Below are 19,880 nucleotides of genomic sequence, written 5' to 3'. Positions count from 1 at the left end.
AGTGCATACTTCGTTCAGTGCTGCGCGGCCGCCGCCGGCACGGCCGGCGCGCCTTCCCAGCGCGTGTTCGCCGGCAGGTTCTCGCCCTTCATGATCACGGTGAGCAGCCCGATCTGGGCGTAGTCGCCGACATGGGTGTCGTAGAGCACCGTCGCGCCGGCGCCGACGCAGACGCCCTTGCCGAGCGTGACGCGGCCGACCTTCATCACCCGGTCCTCGTAGAGATGGGTCTGCAGGGCCGAATGGGCGTTGACGGTGCAGAAATCACCGACCTTGATGCAGTCGAACTCGGTGATATCCGTCGAGTCGAGCCAGACGCCCTGGCCATATTGTGCGCCGAAGAGGCGCAGGAACCAGGGCAGGAACGGCGTGCCGCGCAGATAGTCGAACAGCACCTTGCCCCCTAAGCCCCAATAGAGCACGGCGATCGCCTCGGTGCGCATCGCCCAGAACGACCACATCGGCTTCATCACCGGCTTGTAGACGCCCATCAGCAGCCATTTCATCAGCGCGCAGATCAGCGCCTGGGTGATGGCGATGACGACGGCACAGCCCATGAAGGCGAGCACGAGACCGGCCCAGTCGCGATCGAAGATCTTCTGCTGCAGCACGAGATCGACGGCGATAGTGCCGAAGGTGATGAACAGCATCGCCGGGAACGAGGTGTGCAGCGCCTCGAAGCCGGCGCGCGCCAGCTTCTTGCCGAGCGAGGGCTTGTAGGTCCAGTCGGCGCCGAGATCGACTTTCTGCCGCGTCGGCAGCTTGATCGGCGGCGAGCCGAACCAGGTGTCGCCGGCGCTCATCAATTCGTTCGCCGGCGGCTTCGACTTGATGCCGATCAGCACCTTGTCGGGAATGACAGTGCCCGGCGGCACCACGGCGTCATTGCCGACAAAGACCTGCTCGCCGGTTCGGGTCATGTCGAGGCGCATATAGCCGCGCCGCATGTCCTCGTCGCCGAAGATCACCTCGTCGGCGATGAAGTTGCCCGAGCCGATACCGGTGATGTCGTAGCGGCCGGAGAGATTGGTCGAGATCTCGGCGCCTTGCCCGATCCTGGCGCCCATCATCCGGTACCAGAAGCGCATATAGATCGTCGCGAACAGCGAGGACAATGTCTCCAGCGTCACCTCGGTCGCCAGCGCCACCGTCCATTTGCGGGCATAGAAGCCGGAATGGATCGAATAGGTGCCGGAAGAGACGCGCGGCAGGATCGCCCAGCGCAGCGCACAGATCAGGAAGACCGTGATGGTGATGAGACCGATCGCCGTCGGCCAGGTCAGGAGCGGCAGGTACCAGAGATAGCTGACATCCGACCAGGTCGCGATCCAGTTGTCGATGTTGTCGAACAGCCAGAAGGCCGGGAAGATCGGCAGCAGGCTGATCGGCGGCAGCACGATCAGCATCACCACGTAGAACAGCGTCATCGCCGCGCGCCGCCCGGAACTGGCTTCGGCCTGTGGCGGCAGAGCCTCGAGATCGACCATGCCGGTCTTGCGGGCGGGTGAGCCGTCCCAGATCTCGGCCTCACCGATCCTGGCGCCCGGCGCGATCGCTGTGAGATCGCCGATCTCGGCGTGGTCGCCGACATGGCAGCCATGGCCGAAAACCACCGAGGAGCCGGCATAGACGTCCTTGCCGATCGAGATCCGGCCGATGATGAAATCGGCCCCGATCGCCTCGGCATTGGCGAAGGTGGTCTTGGAGCCCAGCGTCGTGCCGTCACCGAGCTCGATCAGGTCGACCGCGCCGGCCTCGTAATCGGAGATGATGACGTCGCGCCCGACCTTGGCACCGAGCAGGCGCCAGTAGAAGCGCATCACCGGCGTGCCCTGCAGCCATTTGATATGCACGAGCCCGGCGACGCGCGAGGCGAACCACCAGCGGAAATAATAGACGCCCCAGAGCGGGTAGATGCCCGGCCTGGTCTTGCCGAGCACCAGCCATTTCAGGCCGATCGCGATGAAGCCGGTGATGAGTGTGATCGCGACATAGATGCCGAGCAGCGCGAAGACCTGCGCCATCCCAGACAATTCCTCGCCGGAAAGCAGCATGTAGCTGACGAAGATGCCGAGCCACTGCGCCGTCGACAGGCTGATGATGATCGGCAGCGCGACTGCCTGCGCCAATCCGCAGAGGAAGCGGCGCATCAGCGGCGGCGGCGTGAAGGAGAGGTCCTGCTCGGCCTGGATGCCGCGCGAATCGAGCAGCGCCGCCATCGCCCGCAAGGTGCGCGCGCCATAGACGTCCTGCAGGGTGATGCCGGCATAGGCCGGCGTCTCGCGCACGATCGAGATGAAGCGCGCCGCCAGTAGCGAATGACCGCCGAGATCGATGAAGAAATCCGCCTCCAGCGGCAGCGCCTGCGCCCCGAGCACGCGCTTGGCGGCATCGAGCAGGGCAGCTTCCGTCTCGTTGCGCGGCGGCTCCTGCTCGCCACTCGCGGCCGGCGCCGTCAGCGGCGCGGCCTTGAGCATCTTGCGGTCGACCTTGCCGGAGACCATGCGCGGCAGCGAGCCGACCGGCTCGAAATGCGCCGGGATCATGTAGGGCGGCAGCTTTTCGCGCAGCGAGGCCCGCAGCACCGAGCCCTCGATCTGCACGCCGGGCTCGCCGACCAGGAAGGCGACGAGCCGCTCGATGCCGTCATCGCTGCGCAGCACCACGGCGGCCTGGCTGATGCCGGCTTCGTCGGAGAGCGCCGTCTCGATCTCGCCGAGCTCGACGCGGAAGCCGCGGATCTTGACCTGGTCGTCGATGCGGCCGTGGAAGACGATGTTGCCGTTCTCGTCGAGACTGACGGCATCGCCCGAGCGATAGAGGATCGGATCGCTGCCACTCCCGCCGAACGGGTTGGGAATGAACTTTTCGGCCGTCAGCTCCGGGCGCAGGTGATAGCCCTTGGCAACGCCCGGCCCGCCGATCAGCAATTCGCCCTGCTGGCCGACGCCGGTCAGCTTCATCTCTTCGTCGACGATATAGGCGGTGTAGTTCGGGATCGGCCGGCCGATGGTGACGGTCTCGCCCGGCTCGACCGGGGCAGCGGTCGCCACCACGGTCGCTTCCGTCGGCCCGTAGGTGTTGAAGATGCGCCGGCCCGGCTTCGACCATTTCTGCACGATCGAGGGCGGCAACGCCTCGCCGCCGAGCAGGATCAGGTTCAGCGAAGGCACGTCGGCAGGCAGGATGCCGAGCAGGGTCGGCACCGTGTCGATCACGGTGACGCCGGCCTCGGCGAGGATCGAAGGCAGCTTCTCGGCGTCGCCCATCATCTGCGGCGTCGCCACGAACAGGGTCGCGCCGACGAGATAGGGCGTCCAGATCTCCTCCATCGACAGGTCGAAGGCGACGGAAGCGCCCTGGAAGACCACGTCCTCCGGACCCATGCCGTAGAGCGCGTTCCCCGAGCGCAGGAAGTGGCAGATGTTGTGCTGGCTGATGACGATCGCCTTCGGCGTGCCGGTCGAGCCCGAGGTGTAGATCAGATAGGCCGGATGATCGGGGGTCAGTCCGGCGGGCCTTGCCGGCATCGGCTTGCCGTCGCTCGCCTCGGCGAGCTGCTGCGGACACCAGACCGTGCGTTCGGTCGCAGCGGCGCGCGCTTTCCAGTCGGTCTGCGTCACCAGCCCCTTGGCGCTGGCATCGTTGAGGCAGATGGCGATGCGCTCGACCGGCGCTTCTGCATCGAAGGGCAGCCAGGCGGCGCCGGACAGCGTGATCGCGATCTGCGCCACCAAGAGCTCGATGCCGCGCGGCATCCACAGGCCGACCATGTCGCCAGGTCCGACGCCGGCCAGTGCGAGGCCGCGCGCTTGCGCCTGCGCCTCTGCCCACACCTGCGCGTAGCTCAACCGCCGTTCGCCGCAGATCATCGCGGCATGATCGGGGCGCTCGGACACGCTCGCTGCGAAGATCTCGGCGAGCACCTCGTCGCGCAGCAGCTCGGGCCGCTTCTCGCCTGCCAGCATGGCGAGCGCAGTTGCGCCTGAATCGGCGGTACCCGCCGAAACTGTGGTGATGTCGTTCATTCTGCCCCGCCGCGGTCCCGGCCTTGCGCCTGGACCGCACCTCACGTCGAACGCCCGCCTCCCCGCGACGACGCGTCCGTAAAATCCCAGGCCGGACACCCGCAGCCGCGCGGAAGCTCGCCTGCCGGCCGTACATGAGCAGATTTGGCTTAACCGCGGCTGAACGGCAAGCGTGAAGACGGGATGCGGTTAAGTGCTGGCCCGCCTGAAGCGGCCGGCTGTCACATCCATGTCGCTTTGCCGCCCTCGACGACCAGGATCTTGCCCTGCCAGATCTCGACCCGGGCGGCATCGGCCGGACCGACCGCGCCGATCAGCGCCAGCACCGCCCGCGCCACGCCGCCATGGCTGACCATCACTGTATCGGGCGCCAGGCTCTCGATCGCCGGCCGGATGCGCTCGGCCAGCATGCGGTAGCTCTCGCCGCCGGGCGGCACGAAGCCCCATTTGTCGCGCTCTCGGGCCTGGGCGAGCTCGCGCTCGCTCTTGCGGATCTCGCGCCAGGTGAAGCCTTCCCAGTCGCCGAAGGTCAGCTCGCGCAGGCGCTCATCGATGCGGAACTCCTGCGGCGGCAAGTCGAGCTCGCGCCGCAGGATCGTCATCGTCTCGCGCGCCCGCTCCATCGGCGAGCAGAGATAGGCGACGGTCGCATAGTCCGGGGTCAGCGCTTTCAGGCGGCGAGCGGCCTCCTCGGCCTGCATGCGGCCGAGCGGGTTGAGCGGGATATCTTTCCCACCCTGCAGACGCCCCTCCCGATTCCAGTCGGTCTCGCCATGGCGGACAAGGAAAAGGCGACCGGGAATCGTCAGGGCAGTCATGCCCCGCCTCATGCACGCTGCGGGCCATGGCGTCAAAGCGGCGAAAGCGCCGCAGGGGCCGCTATCACTGCCTCGTGAGCTTTATGGTGGCCGCGCCCCGAAGGCCTGTGTATGAGGCGGGCACATGAACGCCACGCTGACATTGCCGGATGGCCGCAGGCTCGGCCTCGGTCCCAGGCCCTTGCTGATGGGCGTGGTCAACGTCACCCCGGATTCCTTTTCCGATGGCGGCCTGTTCGCCGACCCGGCTGTCGCAATCACCCACGGGCTGACGCTGGCGCGGCAAGGCGCTGACATCGTCGATGTCGGTGGCGAATCGACGCGGCCGGACCATGTCCGCCTCGATGCGGAAAGCGAGCTCGCCCGCGTCATGCCGGTGATCACTGGCATCGCTGCTCAAAGCGACACCCCGATCTCGATCGACACCTACAAGGCCGCGGTCGCCGACACCGCGCTGACGGCTGGCGCCTCGATCGTCAACGATGTCTGGGGTGCGCAGCGCGATCCCGCCATCGCCGGCGTCGCCGCCCGCCATGGCGCGCCGATCATCCTGATGCACAACCGCGACGAGGTCGATCCCAACATCGACATCCTCGCCGACGTCCTGCGCTTCCTCGAGCGCTCGATCGCGATCGCCATCGAGGCCGGCGTGCCGCGCGGCCAGATCGTCGTCGACCCCGGCATCGGCCGCTTCGGCAAGACCGCCGAGCAGTCGCTGCTGCTGATGAGAGAGCTCCGCCGCCTCGGCGAGCTCGGCTGCCCGGTCCTGCTCGGCGCCTCGCGCAAATCGGTACTCGGCCACGTCATCGGCAAGGCGGTGCCGGCTGAGCGCGTCGCCGCCAGCATCGCTGCGCACCTTTACGGCGTCACCCAAGGCGCCGCCATCATCCGCGCCCATGACGTCGACGAGCATGTCGACGCGCTGAAGATCTGGGCGGCGATCGGAGAAGCACGATGAGCGCGACCGGGCAGATCTTCATCGAGGCGCTCGACCTCTACGCCTATCATGGTCATTTCGCCGAGGAGGGCCGGCTCGGCCAGCGCTTCTCGATGGACCTCGTCCTCGATTGCGACCTGCGCGCCTCCTCGGCCAGCGACAGCCTTGCGGACACCGTGGACTATGGCGAGGTCGTCGCCCTGGTCACCCGCACCTTCTCGGCCAAGCGCTTCAAGCTGCTGGAAGCGGCTGCGCGGGCGCTCGCCGAGGCGATCCTGGCGGAATATCCGACGGTGAGCCGCGTCGCCGTCACCTTGCGCAAGCCAGCCCCGCCCATTCCGGGCCGGATGGAATCGGTCGGCATCAAGCTGGACTTCACGCGTGACAATTGAGGCGACGCTCGGCCTCGGCGGCAATCTCGGCGATCCTGTCGCGGCCTTCGCGGCGGCGCTGGCGCGGTTCCGCGCTCACGCGGCCGTCGAACTGACGGCCGCTTCTTCAGTCTGGCGTACGGCGCCCTGGGGCAAGCTCGACCAGCCGGAGTTCCGCAATATGGCGGTGCTGATCGAGACCTCCCTCTCAGCGGAGGATTTGCTGTCGCTCTGCCTGGAGATCGAGCGCGAGAGCGGCCGCGAGCGGCGCGAGCGCTGGGGGCCGCGCACGCTCGACATCGACATCCTGACCTATGGCAGTGAGACGATCGACCGGCCGGGCCTTCAGGTGCCGCATCCGCGCATCGCCGAACGCGCTTTCGTGCTGGCGCCGCTGGCCGAGATCGCGCCGGGGCTCATGATCGGGGAGCGGAGGGTGGCGGCGCTCTCGGCCGCGATTGCAGGCGACGATATCAGCCGCGATGCCGAGGGCACCGTGCGGCTGGAAGAGATGCTGACACCGTAGTCGGGCTGAGCCCTCACTCGCCCTTGTCGAGCGAGATGTCCGGCGCGGTCGGCACCTTCATGCCGACGACATGGTAGCCGGCGTCGACATGCATGATCTCGCCGGTGATGCCGCGCGACATGTCGGAGACCAGGAACACCGCGGTCTCGCCGACCTCTTCGATGGTGACGGTGCGGCGCAGCGGCGAGTTGTACTCGTTCCACTTCAGGATGTAGCGGAAATCGCCGATGCCCGAGGCCGCCAGCGTCTTGATCGGCCCGGCCGAGATCGCATTGACGCGGATCTTCTGGGGACCGAGATCGGCGGCGAGGTACTGCACGCTCGATTCCAGCGCCGCCTTGGCGACGCCCATGACGTTGTAGTGCGGCATCCATTTCTCGGCGCCGTAATAGGTCAGCGTCAGCAGCGAGCCGCCATCCGGCATCAGCTTCTCGGCACGCTGGGTGATCGCCGTGAAGGAATAGCAGGAGATCAGCAGCGACTTCGAGAAATTGGCCTCGGTCGTGTCGACATAGCGACCGGTCAGCTCGTCCTTGTCGGAGAAGGCGATGCAGTGGACGACGAAGTCGAGCTTGCCCCAGAGCTTCTCGATCTCGGCGAAAACCGCGTCGATCGTCGCCCCGTCGGTGACGTCGCAATGGCCGACGACATGGCCGCCGAGCTGCTTGGCCAGCGGCTCGACCCGCTTCTTCAGCGCATCGCCCTGATAGGTGAAGGCGAGCTCGGCGCCGGCATCCGCAGCCGCCTTGGCGATGCCCCAGGCGATCGAGCGGTTATTGGCGACGCCCATGACGAGACCGCGCTTGCCCCGCAGGAGGTTGGCGGTCGGGGCGGCGCTGCTGGATTCAGGCATCTGAGACCTTCGAACTGGACGAACCGGCAAAAAAGAACCGGACGGTCTCATAACTGAGGTGGCGAAGCGGTGGAAGCGCCGTCTGCCGAAATCCTGTTCAGCCGGCTCGCGCCTTCATCAGCGCGGTCAACTCGGCGTCCTCCGTCGGCATCTCGATGTCGATCGAGACGAAGAGGTCGCCGTGCTCACCCTTCTTCGCGCCGGGCAGCCCCTTGCCGCGCAGGCGGAACTGGCGCGCCGTGCCGGTCAGCGGCGGCACGTTCATCTCGACGGCGCCTGAAAGCGTCGGTACATGGATCGGCCCGCCCAGCACCGCCGTCGCCAGCGGCACCGCGACGCGTGCACGCAGGTTGATGCCGTCGATGGTGAAGCGCGAATCGGGCCTCACCTTGATCGTCATCAAGACGTCGCCGGTCTCGCCGGTGAGCGGATGGGTCTGGCCGAGACCGCGCAGGCGCATGACCTTGCCGTCGGCGACGCCCTCGGGGATCGTCACCTCGACCTCGCGCCCGCCGGGCAGCTTCACCCGGCGCGTGCCGCCATTGACCGCCTCGGCGAGGTTGACCTCGAGCGTGAAGCTCTGCTCCGGCGGCTTCTGCGGCTGGCTCTGCCGGCCACGCCCGCCGCCGCGCCTGGCTGCCTCGCCGAAGAGCGAGCCGAAGATGTCGGCCGGATCGAAACCAGGATCTCCGCCGCGGCCGAAGGGTGCGCCGCCGCCGTCGAAATTGAACTCGAACCCGCCATGCTGCGCGCCCCGACGCCCAGCGCCCATCCCCTCGAAACCGGAGAAGCGCGGCTTGCCTTCGGCGTCGATCTCGCCCCGGTCGAACTGCTTGCGCTTGTCGGCGTCGCCGATGACCTCATAGGCCGTGTTCAGCTCGGAAAAACGCTCCTGCGCCTTCGGGTCGCCCTGATTGCGGTCGGGGTGCAGATCCTTGGCGCGGCGGCGATAAGCCTTCTTGATTTCGGCTTCGTCAGCCGATTTCGCCACGCCCAGAACCTGATACGGATCACGCATTCTAAAGACACCTCGGAGAGTTCGTATTCCGGCCTACCGGAACCGCCTCCTAGATGGGAAGACTGTGGCGCAGTTGCAACAGGCTTAAGCCGCGCCTTTCCACGGCTTTGCGTCCTTGACCACCCACTCGCCACCAGAGGGTCGGCAGGCGGTGCCCTGCAGCTTCACCGGGCCGGTCTGCTGGCTCATCGAGGCCAGGAAGGCCCGGCAGATCTCGTCCGATTTCAGGAATGGTCCGCCGACCGGCGTGAAGGTGCCCTTCATGCCGCTCTGGGCATTGTCCCAGGAGACCGGCGCGCCATTGCCCTGCGGGTCGAGCGCCAGCGCCAGCGCGCCCTCCGCCCGGCGCCAGTCCTCGGGGCCGAGATCGGGCGCCAGCACGACGAGCGGGCTCTTGCCCTCGACGGCACGCGCCGGCAGCACCGAGGCCGTAGTCATCGCGACCTCGTCCTCGGCCTTGCTCGAGAGGCCCATGATCGGAAAGGAGATCGAGCAGCCGGCCGATGCCAGCCCCAACAGCAGCACGCCGGCGAGCGATGTCCCGCGTGCAAGGGGACTGCGCTCACGCGGCCTCTGGCTCCGCTGCGCGCGGGGCTTATATATGACTGCCAAATCAAACCGCATTACGGATCGCGCTCGCCCAACGCTTCCTGAACCTACCGAGGATTAAGCACGTGAATGCGTTAATGAGCGGTGACTTCACCGAAGCGAGCGAGCCCTTCGCCCTGTTCGACAACTGGCTGGAGGAGGCCAAGGCATCCGAGCCGAACGACCCGAACGGCATGGCGCTCTCGACGGTCGACGCCGACGGCCTGCCCAATGTCCGCATGGTCCTCTTGAACGGCCGCGGCCCCGACGGCTTCGTCTTCTACACCAACACCCAGAGCCAGAAGGGCGAGGAGCTCGCCGGCCAGCCCAAGGCGGCCGCGCTGTTCCACTGGAAGAGCCTGCGTCGGCAGGTCCGCATTCGCGGCCCGGTCAGCCGCGTCAGCGACGCCGAGGCCGACGCCTATTTCCAGTCGCGGCCGCGCGACAGCCGCATCGGCGCCTGGGCCTCGCAGCAGTCACGGCCGCTGGAGAGCCGATTCGCGCTCGAGAAGGCGGTGGCGAGCTATGCGCTGAAATTCGGCGTCGGCGAAGTCCCGCGCCCGCCGCACTGGACCGGCTTCCGCATCGCCCCGGTCTATTTCGAGTTCTGGCGCGACGGCGCCTTCCGCCTGCACGACCGCATCGCCTTCCGCCGCGCTGCTCCTGGCGAGGCCTGGGCGAAGGCCCGGCTCTACCCCTGAGGAAAGTCACAAGCACATGGCCATGCCGAAATTCGACTTTCCGAAGACGGAGCCGGGCAAGCGTCCGGTCATGCTGCTGACCGGTGCCAGTCGTGGCATCGGCCACGCCACGGTGATGCAGTTCGCCATGGCCGGCTGGCGCATCCTGTCCTGCTCGCGCCAGGCCTTCTCCGACAAATGCCCCTGGCCGTCGGGCGCCGACGATCATGTCCAGATCGACCTCGGCGACCCAGAGGATACGATGCGCGGCATCGCCGAGATCAAGAAGCGCCTCGCCGCCGAGGGCGGCAAGCTCAACGCGCTCGTCAACAATGCCGGCATCTCGCCGAAGGGGCCGAAGGGCGGGCGGCTCGGTGCGGCGACGACCTCGTTCAACGACTGGCACCAGGTCTTCCAGGTCAATTTCTTCGCGCCGATCATGCTGGCGCGTGGCTTGCTCGACGAACTGACTGCCGCCAAGGGCGCGATCGTCAACGTCACCTCGATCGCCGGCTCGCGCGTCCACCCCTTCGCCGGCGCCGCCTATGCGACCTCGAAGGCGGCGCTCGCCAGCCTGACGCGCGAGATGGCCGCCGATTTCGGGCCGCTCGGCGTCCGGGTGAACTCGATCTCGCCCGGCGAAATCGACACCGCCATCCTCTCGCCCGGCACCGAGAAGATCGTCGAGAAGCTGCCGCTGCTGCGGCTAGGCAAGACCGAGGAGGTCGCCAAGGCGATCTATTTCCTCTGCACCGACGCTTCGAGCTACGTCACCGGCGCCGAGCTCCACATCAATGGCGGACAGCACGTGTGAGCGGCGCCGGCAGCGACTCCAGCCAGGTCATCCGCTTTCCCGGCCCGGCGCGGGCGGCGCGCCCGACGCTCGCCGCCTCGATCGCCGTCTTCCGTGACAGCAAGGTCCTGCTGGCGACACGGACGCAACCGCCGGCCGACCAGCTCTGGTCGCTGCCGGGCGGCAAGGTCGAGGCCGGCGAGAGCCTGGAAGAAGCGGCACTGCGCGAGCTGATGGAGGAGGTCGGCGTCAGCGCACGGATCGTCGGCTTCAACCGCCATGTCGAGATCGTCGGCCGGGATCCGAAGGGCGCGGTCACCCATCATTTCGTCATCGCCTCCTTCGTCGGTGCGTGGCTCGCCGGCGAGCCGCAGCCGGGCCCCGAGGCCGGCGCGGTGATGTGGGCCGATCCGCTGAAGCTGGGCGGCCTGCCGACGACGCGCGAGCTCGGCGATGTCCTGCGCCGCGCCGCCGCCATTTTCGCGCGCGACGCTGGTGCATGACGAAGCGCGCGCTCGCAGCCCTCATTCTCGTCGCGCTGACCGCTAGCCCGCAGGCGCTGCCGGCCCAAACGCGGCGGCCGGCCCAGCCGCAGCAGCAACAGCAGCGACCGCCCGAACCGGCGCCGGCTGAGCCCGAACCACAAGCGCCATCCTACGAACCGCAATTGCTCAAGCTCGCCGAGATCATCGGCTCGCTCTCCTATCTGCGCACGCTCTGCGAAACCCGCGAGGCGCAGGACTGGCGCGAGCGCATGGCGACATTGCTCGAATCCGAAGGCCGCTCGCCACAGCGGCGCGAGCGGCTGGCGAGCGCCTATAATCGCGGCTACCGCGCCTATTCGGCGACGCACCGCACCTGCAGCGACGGGACGCAAGAGGCCTCGGCCCGCCTCGCCCAGGAAGGCGAGAAGCTCGCCAAGGCGCTGGCGAGCCGGTTCGGGGGCTAGCGCATCGAACCGAAGGCGCTGCCGCTTTTCGGGACAATCCGACGCTTTGACAACGCGCCGGATCGCCATTTCGCCTCCGACAGGACGCAGCGCGATCTGGTTTCGGCACGAGCCTGCGCCATTCTTAGGCAGAATTGTCCCCCACGAATTAACCTTTCTTAAAGACCGTGATGGCGCCCGCCGGCTGTGGACCGTATCCTTGGCGGGCAAATCACTGGAATGGTCGCGCTCCCTACGCGCCTGTTCCGTCCGACAGGTTCCTTTCGACGCCGGATACCGCTGCCTTCATGTCCGCTCTCTCCGACGACCTGCCGCTCGACCCGACCCTCGCCGAGGACGTCAAGGACGCCCGCCGCGTCGCCTATTGCTATGTCGAGGACGCCTTCGCCGAGGCGCGCCAGGACGGGCTCGATTCCGACTCGCTCGCCCATGCCGCCCTGTTCGCTGCGATGCGGACACTGGTCGAGACCTATGGCGAGGAGGCGACCGCCACCTTCGCCGAGGCCCTGCCCGAGAAGATCCGCTGCGGCAATTTCACCACCGGCACGCGGCACTAGCTACTCGGCAGCAGCCGGAAGTCTGTCACGCCCGGAATGGGCCAGACCCCATAGCGCCAGCACATGGGCTGCGTCGTTGAGCGCCGCCCCGGCCGGCGTCAGCGAATACTCGACCCGCAATACCGCCTCTGCGAACGCCTCGCGCCTGACGACGCCGTCGCGCTCCATCTCGCGCAATTGCTCGTAGAGCACCTTCTCGCTGATCCCCGGCAGACGCCGGCGCAATTCGCCGAAGCGCAGCGCCCGCTCATGCAGCTCCCACAGGATCGCCGATTTCCAGCGACCGCCGATCACCGACAGCGCCTGGCCGAGACCGCATTCGTCCGGCAGATTGACCCTGATTGGCATGCTCCCCTCCAGCCGACCACTTACATGCATGTAAGTAATTGAAATAAAAAATAAAACTGCGATTTCTCCTGCGGACGCCGCCGGTATGGGCCGGCATCGGCCGACACAGAAATGCGAGACGCCGCGCGATCGAAGGCACGCCTTCTATCGCAGCCGTGCTCGCGCCCTGTCAGGAGAGCAATCGATGAGAGCCACAGTTTCCGTCATCGGCCTTGGCCGCATGGGCTCAGCCCTCGCCCAGGCCTTTTTGAAGGCCGGCATCCCCACCCATGTCTGGAATCGCTCGCCCGAAAAGGCGGCGGCGCTCGCCGACCATGGCGCCCAAATCGCGCCATCGGTCTCTGCCGCCGCTGCGGCAGCCGACATCGTCGTCGTCTGCGTCAGCACCTATGCCGATTCGGACAGGCTGTTTCGGGTGCCGGAGACTGCGGCTGCCCTGCGCGGCAAGCTGATCGTCCAGGTTTCCTCCGGCTCGCCGAACCAGGCGCGCGAGCAGGCGAAATGGGCAGCCGACAACGGCACCAGCTATCTCGACGGGGCGATCATGGCGACGCCGAACTTCATCGGCGAACCCGGCGGCACCATCCTCTATTCCGGACCTCGGGCCCTGTTCGACGCGAACCGACCGGTGCTCGTGGCGCTCGGCGGCAATCCGCAATTCGTCGGCGAGGATGTCGGCCACGCCTCGGCTCTGGACCTCTCCCTGCTCGGGCAGATGTGGGGCGCGCTCTTCGGCCAATTCCAGGCGGCCGCTATCTGTCAGGCCGAGGGCATCGCCCTCGACCTGTTCGAGGAGCACCGGCAGGCCTTCCAGCCCGTCGTCGAAGGCGCAGTGGTCGATCTGATCACCCGCATCCGCGATCGCCGCTTTGCCAGCGACGCAGAGACCCTGGCCTCGCTCGACGTCCACTATGGTGCCTTCGGCTTGCTCCTGAAGCTCTGCGCCGAACGCGGCCTGCACGATCTCGTCCCCAAGGCTCAGGACGACCTTTTCCGCAAGGTGATCGACGCCGGCCATCGCCAGGACGATTTCGCCGCCATCGCGCAGTTCATGCGTTGAACAACTGCACATGAGGCGGCCGAGCCCGGTTTCAGCCGGCCGCCTTTCGCGCCGTCTCTGCCCGGCCGAGCAGCAGATCGCGCTCGCGCCGGTTCCTGGTCATGCCGGCGGCGCGGGTGAACTCGGCTTCCGCCTCATCATGGCGGCCGAGCTTGACCAGGAAATCGGCGCGCACGCTCGGCAGGAGATGGTAGTTCTTCAACGCCGGTGCCGAGGCGAGCGCATCGACCAGCACCAGCCCCGCCGCCGGCCCCTCGGCCATCGAGACCGCGACCGCCCGGTTGAGCTCGATCACCGGTGACGGCGTCAGCGCGCCGAGCGCCCCATAGAGTGCGGCGATCCTGTGCCAGTCGGTCTCCTCGGCGGTATTGGCGCGGGCATGGCAGGCGGCGAGCTCGGCCTGCAGGACGTAAGGACTGGGCGTGGCGGAAAGCCGCCGCGCCGTCTCCAGCGCCTTGAGGCCATGATTGATCAGCAGCCGGTCCCAGCGTGCCCGGTTCTGGTCGAGCAGCAGCACCGGCTCGCCATCCGGCCCGATCCGGGCGCGCAGGCGCGAGGCCTGCAATTCCATCAGCGCGACGAGGCCGTGCACCTCCGGCTCCTGCGGTGCGAGGCCGGCGAGGATGCGCCCGAGCCGCATCGCCTCCTGACATAGGGCCGGGCGCACCCAGTCTTCGCCGCCGGTCGCGGCATAACCCTCGTTGAAGATCAGGTAGACCACCTCCAGCACCGAGGCCAAGCGCTCGCCGAGCTCGGAGCCGTGCGGCACCTCATAGGGCACCTTGGCTTCGGCCAGCGCCTTCTTCGCCCGGACCAGGCGCTGCGCCATGGTCGGCTCGGGCACCAGGAAGGCGCGCGCGATCTCCTCGGTGGTGAGGCCGCCGATCAATCGCAGCGTCAGCGCGAGGCGCGCCTCGACGGCGAGCACCGGATGGCAGGCGGTGAAGATCAAGCGCAGCAGGTCGTCGCCGAGTTCGTCGTCGAGCGCCTCCTCGATTTCTGCAATCGGATCGGCCTCCTCGTCGAGATCGCGGCCGATCTCCTCATGCTTGCGCTGCAGCATCTTGGCGCGCCTGAGGCCATCGAGCGCGCGGTGCTTGGCGGCCTGCATCAGCCAGGCGCCAGGATTGCGCGGCACGCCCTCGCCCGGCCATTGCTGGAGCGCGGCGACGAGCGCGTCCTGCGCCAACTCCTCGGCCCGGCCGACATCGCGGGTGACGCGCGCGAGGCCCGCGATCAATCTCGGGGCCTCGATCCGAAAGACCGTCTCGATCGCGCGGTGTGCATCGCTTGCCGTCATCGGCTGCGATACACACCATCAGCGATCGACGCTGGCAAGCGGCTCAGCCGATCTCGCTCTTGAGGCGATCCCAGGTTGCTGCCGCTTCCGGCGAGACCATCTCACCGAAATCGGCGATGTCGACGACCGGGCGGATCTCGATTTCGGACGCGCCGGGCATCGGATTGGGGCAGCGCTTGACCCAGTCGATCGCCTCGTCGAGCGACTTGCACTCCCAGATCCAGTAGCCCGCGACGAGCTCCTTGGTCTCGGCGAACGGTCCGTCGATGACGGCGCGCCTGGCGCCATCGAACTGCACGCGCGCGCCCTTCGAACTCGGCTGCAGGCCGTCGCCGCCCTTCATGATGCCAGCTTTCACCAGCTCCTCATTATAAGCCATCATCGCATCGACCAGCTCCCGGGTCGGCGGTGCGCCGGCTTCGCTGTCCTTGGTCGCCTTGACCAGAACCATGAAACGCATCGATCTTCTCCGTTGTCTGGAGCGGTGCAGGTCCTCGCCTGCCACCCTCCGGGTTGAATGGGGTTTGAAGCCTTCGTTCGATCAGCCGGCGAGCTTCGCCGACTCCGCGCGCACGCGCTCTTCCTGCTCGCGCAGTTCCGGCGTCAGCGCCTCGCCGAAATCCTCCATCTCGAAGATCGGACGCAGCTCGATCTCGGTGCCGCCGTCGAAAGGCGCTCGCTTCAGCCATTCGACCGCCTCCTCGAAGGAGCGGACCTGCCAGATCCAGAAGCCGGCCAGCAGCTCCTTGGTCTCGGCGAAGGGGCCGTCGAGAACCGTCCGCTGCGCGCCCTGGAAGCGCATGCGCAGCCCCTTCGAGCTCGGATGGAGCCCGTCCATCGCCAACATCACTCCGGCCTTCGCCAGCTCCTCGTTATAGGCGCCCATCCTGGTGAGCATGTCTTCGCTCGGCATCGCGCCGGCTTCGCTGTCCTTGCTGGCCTTGACCAGAACCATGACACGCATCGGTCTTCTCCGCTTGACCGGAGCGGTGGAGGGCTCGCCTCGCACCGTCCGGATTGAATGGAATTCGAAATCTTCGTCCGCTCAGCCGGCGAGCTTCGCCGACTCCGCACGCACGCGCTCTTCCTGCTCGCGCAGCTCGGGCGTCAGCGCCTCGCCGAAATCCTCCATCTCGAAGATCGGACGCAGCTCGATCTCGGTGCCGCCGTCGAAAGGCGCCCGCTTCAGCCATTCGACCGCCTCCTCGAAGGAACGGACCTGCCAGATCCAGAAGCCGGCCAGCAGCTCCTTGGTCTCGGCGAAGGGGCCGTCGAGAACCGTCCGCTGCGCGCCTTGGAAGCGCATGCGCAGCCCCTTCGAGCTCGGATGCAGCCCCTCACCCGCCAGCATCACGCCGGCCTTCACCAGCTCCTCGTTATAGGCGCCCATCTGGGTGAGCAGGGCCTCGCTCGGCATCACGCCGGCTTCGCTGTCCTTGTCGGCCTTGACCAGAACCATCACACGCATCGGTCTTCTCCTGTCCAATTGGTTTCGCTTCGCTGTGGAGCGGGAGAAATCCCGCCCTCTGTTGTCACGTCGAACGAGGCCGGCCCCGATCGACAGGCCTCCAGATTTTTTTTCAGTCCCTGGCCGCATATTTTTCGCGGCGGGCGATTTCGGCGGCGCTCGGCTGCTCGAACTCGAACGAACCGGTGGTGACCTCGCCTTCACGGCGATAGGTCGCCATGATGACGCCGGTGCTCGACGCGCTGCTCTCGACCAGCTTGAACGCGGCCGGCATCGCGCCCGAACCGAACAGGCGCTTGCCCTTGCCAAGCACGACCGGGAAGGTCAGCAGCGTGATCTCGTCGATCAGGTCCTTGGCCAGCAGCGCCTGGATCAGCTCGCTCGAGCCCTGCAACAGGAGCTTGGGGCCATCCTGGCGCTTCAGCGCCGCGACTTCGGCGGCAGGATCGCCACGCAGCGCGACGCTGTTCTGCCAGCCCAGCGTCTGCGGCTCGGAGGTCGCGACATATTTGGTGATGGCGTTGAACTTCACCGCGATCGGATCGTCGCCGGCATAGGGCCAGTGCGCCGCGAAGATGTCGTAGGTCCGGCGGCCGAGCAGCAGGTCGAACTTGTCGGTCAGGACCTTGTCCATGACCTTGCCCATCGCCTCGTCCCAGTAATGGAAGGTCCAGCCGCCATGGCTGAAACCGCCTTGTGGATCCTCCTGCGGACCGCCCGGCGCCTGCATGACGCCGTCGAGGGACACGAAGGTGGCAGCAACGACTTGTCTCATCTGATCTCTCCCGAACTCGCGGGAGCCTGGCCCCGCATCGCGTCTTTCGAAGCTCGGGCGGGCGCCGCAATGATCTGCGGCCTCCGCTGCTTCTTGCCGACACGTCGAACGGAGAAACGCCGGATCGACAGCCTTCCGAAAAAATTTTCTGGCGAGCGCCCCCGGCTGACATGCGGCACCCGAATCCTGCATCGACCGCAGCATCGGTTGAGCCCTGAGCCGAAGCACCCTAACTATCGGGGCGAACGGTGCCCCGCGCCAAAACAGCGATCGCTGAAAGAGCCTCTGCCATGCCGGCAACCAGACTGGTCGACCGCGGCGTCATCCGCGTCAGCGGCGACGACGCCCGCGATTTCCTCGACAACATCGTCACCAATGCGATGGAGACCGTCACGGCCGAGCGCGCCGGGTACGGCGGGCTGCTGACACCGCAAGGCAAGATCATCGGCGATTTCTTCGTCGTCGCCGTCGCGGACGCCGAGGGTGGCGGCTTCCTGCTCGACACGCCCCTGCTCCAGACCGCCGATCTGATGAAGAAGCTGAAGCTCTACAAGCTGCGCGCCAAGGTCACGCTCGACGATCTCAGCGAGAGCGCAGCCGTGATCGCCGCGACCGATGGCGGCTCCCTGCCGGCCGATGCCGGGCTGGTCTATGCCGATCCGCGCCTGCCTGAGCTCGGCGAGCGCGCCATCGTCGATCTGGATGGCGCCGACGAGCTCGTCGATGCGGCGATGGACGACTACCACACCCGCCGCATCGGCCTCGGCATTCCCGATGGCGGGCGCGACTTCCTCTATGGCGACGCTTTCCCGCATGAGGCGCTGTTCGACCAGCTCGGCGGCGTCTCCTTCAGGAAGGGCTGCTATATCGGCCAGGAGGTCGTCTCGCGCATGCAGCATCGCGGCACCGCGCGCTCGCGCATCGTGCCGATCGTCTTCAGCGAAGGCATCAATCCGGACGATGGTGTCGAGGCCAGCGCCGGCGGCAAGACGCTCGGCCGCGTCGGCTCCTGCGCCGCGGGGCGCGGGCTCGCTCTGCTCCGGCTCGACCGGGTGGCGGATGCGCTCGCCGCCAGCCACACCCTCGACGCCGGCGGCCTTTCCTTCACGCTGGCGCAAAAACCGTCCTTCATCCGCTTCCCCTATCCGGGCGAGCCAGAATTCGGAGCAGCGGCATGAGCGACGTCACCGGCGGGCGCGCGGCGGTCGAGGGCCCCGACGGCAAGTATCGCTGCATCTGGCCGGGGAGCGATCCGCTCTACCTTGCCTATCACGACACCGAATGGGGCGTGCCGGAATATGATTCCCGCACGCTTTGGGAAAAGCTGATGCTCGACGGCTTCCAGGCCGGCCTGTCCTGGATCACCATCCTCCGGAAACGCGACGCGTTCCGCTCCGGCTTCGCCGGCTTCGAGCCCGAAACCGTCGCCCGCTTCGGCGAGGCCGATATCCAGCGGCTGCTGGCGGATGCCGGGATCGTGCGCCATCGCGGCAAGATCGAGGGCACGATCCGCAATGCGCAGGCCTATCTCAGGCTGAGCGAGAAAGGCCCGTTCACCGATTTCCTCTGGAAACATCTCGACGGGCGGGTGATCCAGAACAGCTTCCGCACCCATGAGAACGTGCCGGCCGAGACCGCCGTGTCGAAGGCGATCTCGAAGGAGCTCAAGGCCGCCGGCTTCACCTTCTGCGGCCCGACCATCGTCTATGCGGTGATGCAGGCCTGCGGCATGGTCAACGACCACCTCACAGGCTGCTTCCGCTGGCAGGAATGCGCCGCGCTCGCCCGCGACACGCGCCCGGCGGCCTGATGGCCAAACCGCCAGCCTCGCCGCGCGCCTGGCAGCGTATGCTGTCAGGCCGGCGGCTCGATTTGCTCGATCCCTCGCCGCTCGATGTCGAGATCGAGGACATCGCCCATGGCCTTGCCCGCGTCGCCCGCTGGAACGGCCAGACCCGCGGCGTGCACTCCTTTTCGGTGGCGCAGCACTCCCTGCTGGTCGAGGCGATCGCGGGGCATCTCAACCCGGACTGGCCGCGGGAATGGCGCCTGATGGCGCTGCTACACGATGCGCCTGAATACGTCATCGGCGACATGATCTCGCCGTTCAAGGCGGTGATGGGCGACGCCTATAAGGGCGTCGAGCTGCGCCTGCTGGCGGCGATCCATCTGCGCTTCGGCCTGCCAGCAGTGACGCCGGCGCTGGTGAAGCGCAAGACCAAGGACGCCGACAAGATCTCGGCCTTCCTGGAAGCGACCGAACTCGCCGGCTTCGAGCGCGAGGAGGCCCTGCGCTTCTTCGGCCGCCCGCAGGCCCTGCCGCGCGAGGTGCTGGCGCTGCTGGAGCCGCAGGCGACGGAGGCGGCGCAGGCGGCGTTTCTGAAGCGGTTTACGGATTTGGCAGAGCGGTAGTCCCGCGCGTCATTCTCGGGCGGAGCGAAGCTCAGACCCGAGAATCTCGGGACGAGCTGGCACTGGTTTCCGAGATGCTCGGGTCAAGCCCGAGCATGACGCCCTTGGCTCAATAACAGGACACAAACTCGCGATAGACCCATCCCACCACATGGTTGCGGCCACGCGGGCTGATCAGCGCCCAGGCCCGCCCGCGCTCGTCCGAGCTGGTGTTCATCACGCGGATACCGGCGCCGTTGTTGACCCGGCCGATGATCTCGCCATTGGGCGTCTCGCGGATGTTGAGCGGCGTGCCGGTCGGGTCGGTGACGGCGCAGCGGTTCTGGGCGAAGGCCGGCGCAACCAGCAGGCAGCTGGCGAACGCAGCGGTCAAAAGGCCGAGGCGGGTGGCGGTCATGA

At 67.3% G+C, this 19,880-nt stretch carries 24 protein-coding genes; 12 read left to right on the top strand and 12 right to left on the bottom strand.

The features are described from left to right. Window positions 1-14 precede the first annotated feature (14 nt). Window positions 15-4,028 carry a Pls/PosA family non-ribosomal peptide synthetase gene (locus AC07O0_RS21990; protein ID WP_494625803.1) on the bottom strand — a complete coding sequence of 1,338 codons (4,014 nt, stop codon included), beginning with the start codon at window positions 4,026-4,028 and terminating at the stop codon, window positions 15-17. Window positions 4,029-4,249: 221 nt separating this feature from the next. Beyond that, entirely contained in the window at window positions 4,250-4,846 is a 597-nt protein-coding gene (locus tag AC07O0_RS21985) for a histidine phosphatase family protein (protein ID WP_494625802.1), read from the bottom strand. Between the two features lie 124 nt (window positions 4,847-4,970). Here AC07O0_RS21985 and folP point away from each other — a divergent pair, with 124 nt between their 5' ends. Genes folP through folK form a run of 3 tightly spaced genes read left to right on the top strand, consistent with a single transcriptional unit; the run spans window position 4,971 to window position 6,680 of the window. Then, entirely contained in the window at window positions 4,971-5,804 is an 834-nt protein-coding gene (gene folP / locus AC07O0_RS21980) for a dihydropteroate synthase (protein WP_494625801.1), read from the top strand. Next, the gene (folB, locus tag AC07O0_RS21975) at window positions 5,801-6,175 is read left to right on the top strand and encodes a dihydroneopterin aldolase (protein WP_494625800.1); all 375 of its coding nucleotides are present in this window, start codon (window positions 5,801-5,803) and stop codon (window positions 6,173-6,175) included. Before folP ends, folB begins: the two co-directional genes overlap by 4 nt. Then, window positions 6,165-6,680 carry a 2-amino-4-hydroxy-6-hydroxymethyldihydropteridine diphosphokinase gene (folK, locus tag AC07O0_RS21970; RefSeq protein WP_494625799.1) on the top strand — a complete coding sequence of 172 codons (516 nt, stop codon included), beginning with the start codon at window positions 6,165-6,167 and terminating at the stop codon, window positions 6,678-6,680. The genes folB and folK overlap by 11 nt, the downstream gene beginning before the upstream one ends. A gap of 13 nt (window positions 6,681-6,693) precedes the next feature. Here the strand turns inward: folK and fabI are convergent, their stop codons facing one another. The 3 genes from fabI to AC07O0_RS21955 form a co-directional block, all read right to left on the bottom strand. Beyond that, window positions 6,694-7,533: an enoyl-ACP reductase FabI gene (gene fabI / locus AC07O0_RS21965; protein WP_494625798.1), complete on the bottom strand. Its 840-nt coding sequence runs from the start codon at window positions 7,531-7,533 to the stop codon at window positions 6,694-6,696. 97 nt (window positions 7,534-7,630) lie between these two features. Further along, entirely contained in the window at window positions 7,631-8,551 is a 921-nt protein-coding gene (locus AC07O0_RS21960; protein ID WP_494625797.1) for a DnaJ C-terminal domain-containing protein, read from the bottom strand. 84 nt (window positions 8,552-8,635) lie between these two features. After that, complete coding sequence (locus AC07O0_RS21955; protein WP_494625796.1) at window positions 8,636-9,076, bottom strand: RT0821/Lpp0805 family surface protein; 441 nt, start codon at window positions 9,074-9,076, stop codon at window positions 8,636-8,638. A gap of 161 nt (window positions 9,077-9,237) precedes the next feature. Between AC07O0_RS21955 and pdxH the strand changes: the two genes are divergently transcribed. The 5 genes from pdxH (at window position 9,238) to AC07O0_RS21930 (ending at window position 12,118) form a co-directional block, all read left to right on the top strand. Further along, window positions 9,238-9,840, top strand: coding sequence for a pyridoxamine 5'-phosphate oxidase (gene pdxH / locus AC07O0_RS21950; protein WP_494625795.1), 603 nt, complete (start codon window positions 9,238-9,240; stop codon window positions 9,838-9,840). Between the two features lie 70 nt (window positions 9,841-9,910). After that, a complete protein-coding gene (locus AC07O0_RS21945) occupies window positions 9,911-10,633 on the top strand; it encodes an SDR family NAD(P)-dependent oxidoreductase (RefSeq protein WP_454028763.1) in 723 nt (240 codons plus the stop codon). Beyond that, a complete protein-coding gene (locus AC07O0_RS21940; protein WP_494625794.1) occupies window positions 10,630-11,115 on the top strand; it encodes an NUDIX hydrolase in 486 nt (161 codons plus the stop codon). Before AC07O0_RS21945 ends, AC07O0_RS21940 begins: the two co-directional genes overlap by 4 nt. Then, the gene (locus AC07O0_RS21935; protein ID WP_494625793.1) at window positions 11,112-11,561 is read left to right on the top strand and encodes a TIGR02301 family protein; all 450 of its coding nucleotides are present in this window, start codon (window positions 11,112-11,114) and stop codon (window positions 11,559-11,561) included. Before AC07O0_RS21940 ends, AC07O0_RS21935 begins: the two co-directional genes overlap by 4 nt. 287 nt (window positions 11,562-11,848) lie before the next feature. Beyond that, window positions 11,849-12,118 carry a hypothetical protein gene (locus AC07O0_RS21930; RefSeq protein WP_494625792.1) on the top strand — a complete coding sequence of 90 codons (270 nt, stop codon included), beginning with the start codon at window positions 11,849-11,851 and terminating at the stop codon, window positions 12,116-12,118. On the opposite strand, the gene AC07O0_RS21925 is transcribed toward AC07O0_RS21930, so the two are convergent. Continuing rightward, on the bottom strand, window positions 12,119-12,466 hold the full coding sequence (locus AC07O0_RS21925; RefSeq protein ID WP_494625791.1) for a winged helix-turn-helix transcriptional regulator: 348 nt from the start codon (window positions 12,464-12,466) through the stop codon (window positions 12,119-12,121). Between the two features lie 85 nt (window positions 12,467-12,551). On the opposite strand from AC07O0_RS21925, the gene AC07O0_RS21920 reads away from it, so the two are divergent. Continuing rightward, window positions 12,552-13,526, top strand: a complete 975-nt coding sequence (locus AC07O0_RS21920; protein ID WP_494625790.1) for an NAD(P)-dependent oxidoreductase — start codon at window positions 12,552-12,554, stop codon at window positions 13,524-13,526. A gap of 31 nt (window positions 13,527-13,557) precedes the next feature. Here AC07O0_RS21920 and AC07O0_RS21915 read toward each other — a convergent pair whose 3' ends face one another. The 5 genes from AC07O0_RS21915 to AC07O0_RS21895 form a co-directional block, all read right to left on the bottom strand. Further along, window positions 13,558-14,826 (bottom strand): RNA polymerase sigma factor, encoded by a 1,269-nt coding sequence (locus tag AC07O0_RS21915; protein ID WP_494625789.1) that lies wholly within the window; start codon window positions 14,824-14,826, stop codon window positions 13,558-13,560. Between the two features lie 43 nt (window positions 14,827-14,869). Further along, entirely contained in the window at window positions 14,870-15,286 is a 417-nt protein-coding gene (locus AC07O0_RS21910; protein ID WP_494625788.1) for a YciI family protein, read from the bottom strand. 81 nt (window positions 15,287-15,367) lie between these two features. Beyond that, window positions 15,368-15,790: a YciI family protein gene (locus AC07O0_RS21905; RefSeq protein WP_494625787.1), complete on the bottom strand. Its 423-nt coding sequence runs from the start codon at window positions 15,788-15,790 to the stop codon at window positions 15,368-15,370. An 81-nt stretch (window positions 15,791-15,871) separates the two neighbouring features. Beyond that, complete coding sequence (locus AC07O0_RS21900; RefSeq protein ID WP_494625786.1) at window positions 15,872-16,294, bottom strand: YciI family protein; 423 nt, start codon at window positions 16,292-16,294, stop codon at window positions 15,872-15,874. 112 nt (window positions 16,295-16,406) lie between these two features. Then, a complete protein-coding gene (locus AC07O0_RS21895) occupies window positions 16,407-17,069 on the bottom strand; it encodes a dihydrofolate reductase family protein (RefSeq protein WP_494625785.1) in 663 nt (220 codons plus the stop codon). Between the two features lie 290 nt (window positions 17,070-17,359). On the opposite strand from AC07O0_RS21895, the gene ygfZ reads away from it, so the two are divergent. Genes ygfZ through AC07O0_RS21880 form a run of 3 tightly spaced genes read left to right on the top strand, consistent with a single transcriptional unit; the run spans window position 17,360 to window position 19,481 of the window. Then, window positions 17,360-18,247: a CAF17-like 4Fe-4S cluster assembly/insertion protein YgfZ gene (ygfZ, locus tag AC07O0_RS21890; protein WP_494625784.1), complete on the top strand. Its 888-nt coding sequence runs from the start codon at window positions 17,360-17,362 to the stop codon at window positions 18,245-18,247. After that, the gene (locus AC07O0_RS21885) at window positions 18,244-18,879 is read left to right on the top strand and encodes a DNA-3-methyladenine glycosylase I (RefSeq protein ID WP_494625783.1); all 636 of its coding nucleotides are present in this window, start codon (window positions 18,244-18,246) and stop codon (window positions 18,877-18,879) included. Before ygfZ ends, AC07O0_RS21885 begins: the two co-directional genes overlap by 4 nt. Then, entirely contained in the window at window positions 18,879-19,481 is a 603-nt protein-coding gene (locus AC07O0_RS21880; RefSeq protein ID WP_494625782.1) for a YfbR-like 5'-deoxynucleotidase, read from the top strand. Before AC07O0_RS21885 ends, AC07O0_RS21880 begins: the two co-directional genes overlap by 1 nt. Window positions 19,482-19,590: 109 nt before the next feature. Here the strand turns inward: AC07O0_RS21880 and AC07O0_RS21875 are convergent, their stop codons facing one another. After that, window positions 19,591-19,878, bottom strand: coding sequence for an SH3 domain-containing protein (locus AC07O0_RS21875; protein WP_494625781.1), 288 nt, complete (start codon window positions 19,876-19,878; stop codon window positions 19,591-19,593). Between the last annotated feature and the right edge of the window lie 2 nt (window positions 19,879-19,880).

The organism is Allobosea sp. GW821-FHT10B12 (genome assembly GCF_059415545.1).
Note: the sequence above shows the minus strand (reverse complement) of the source record. Positions and strands in the feature narration are given on the sequence as shown.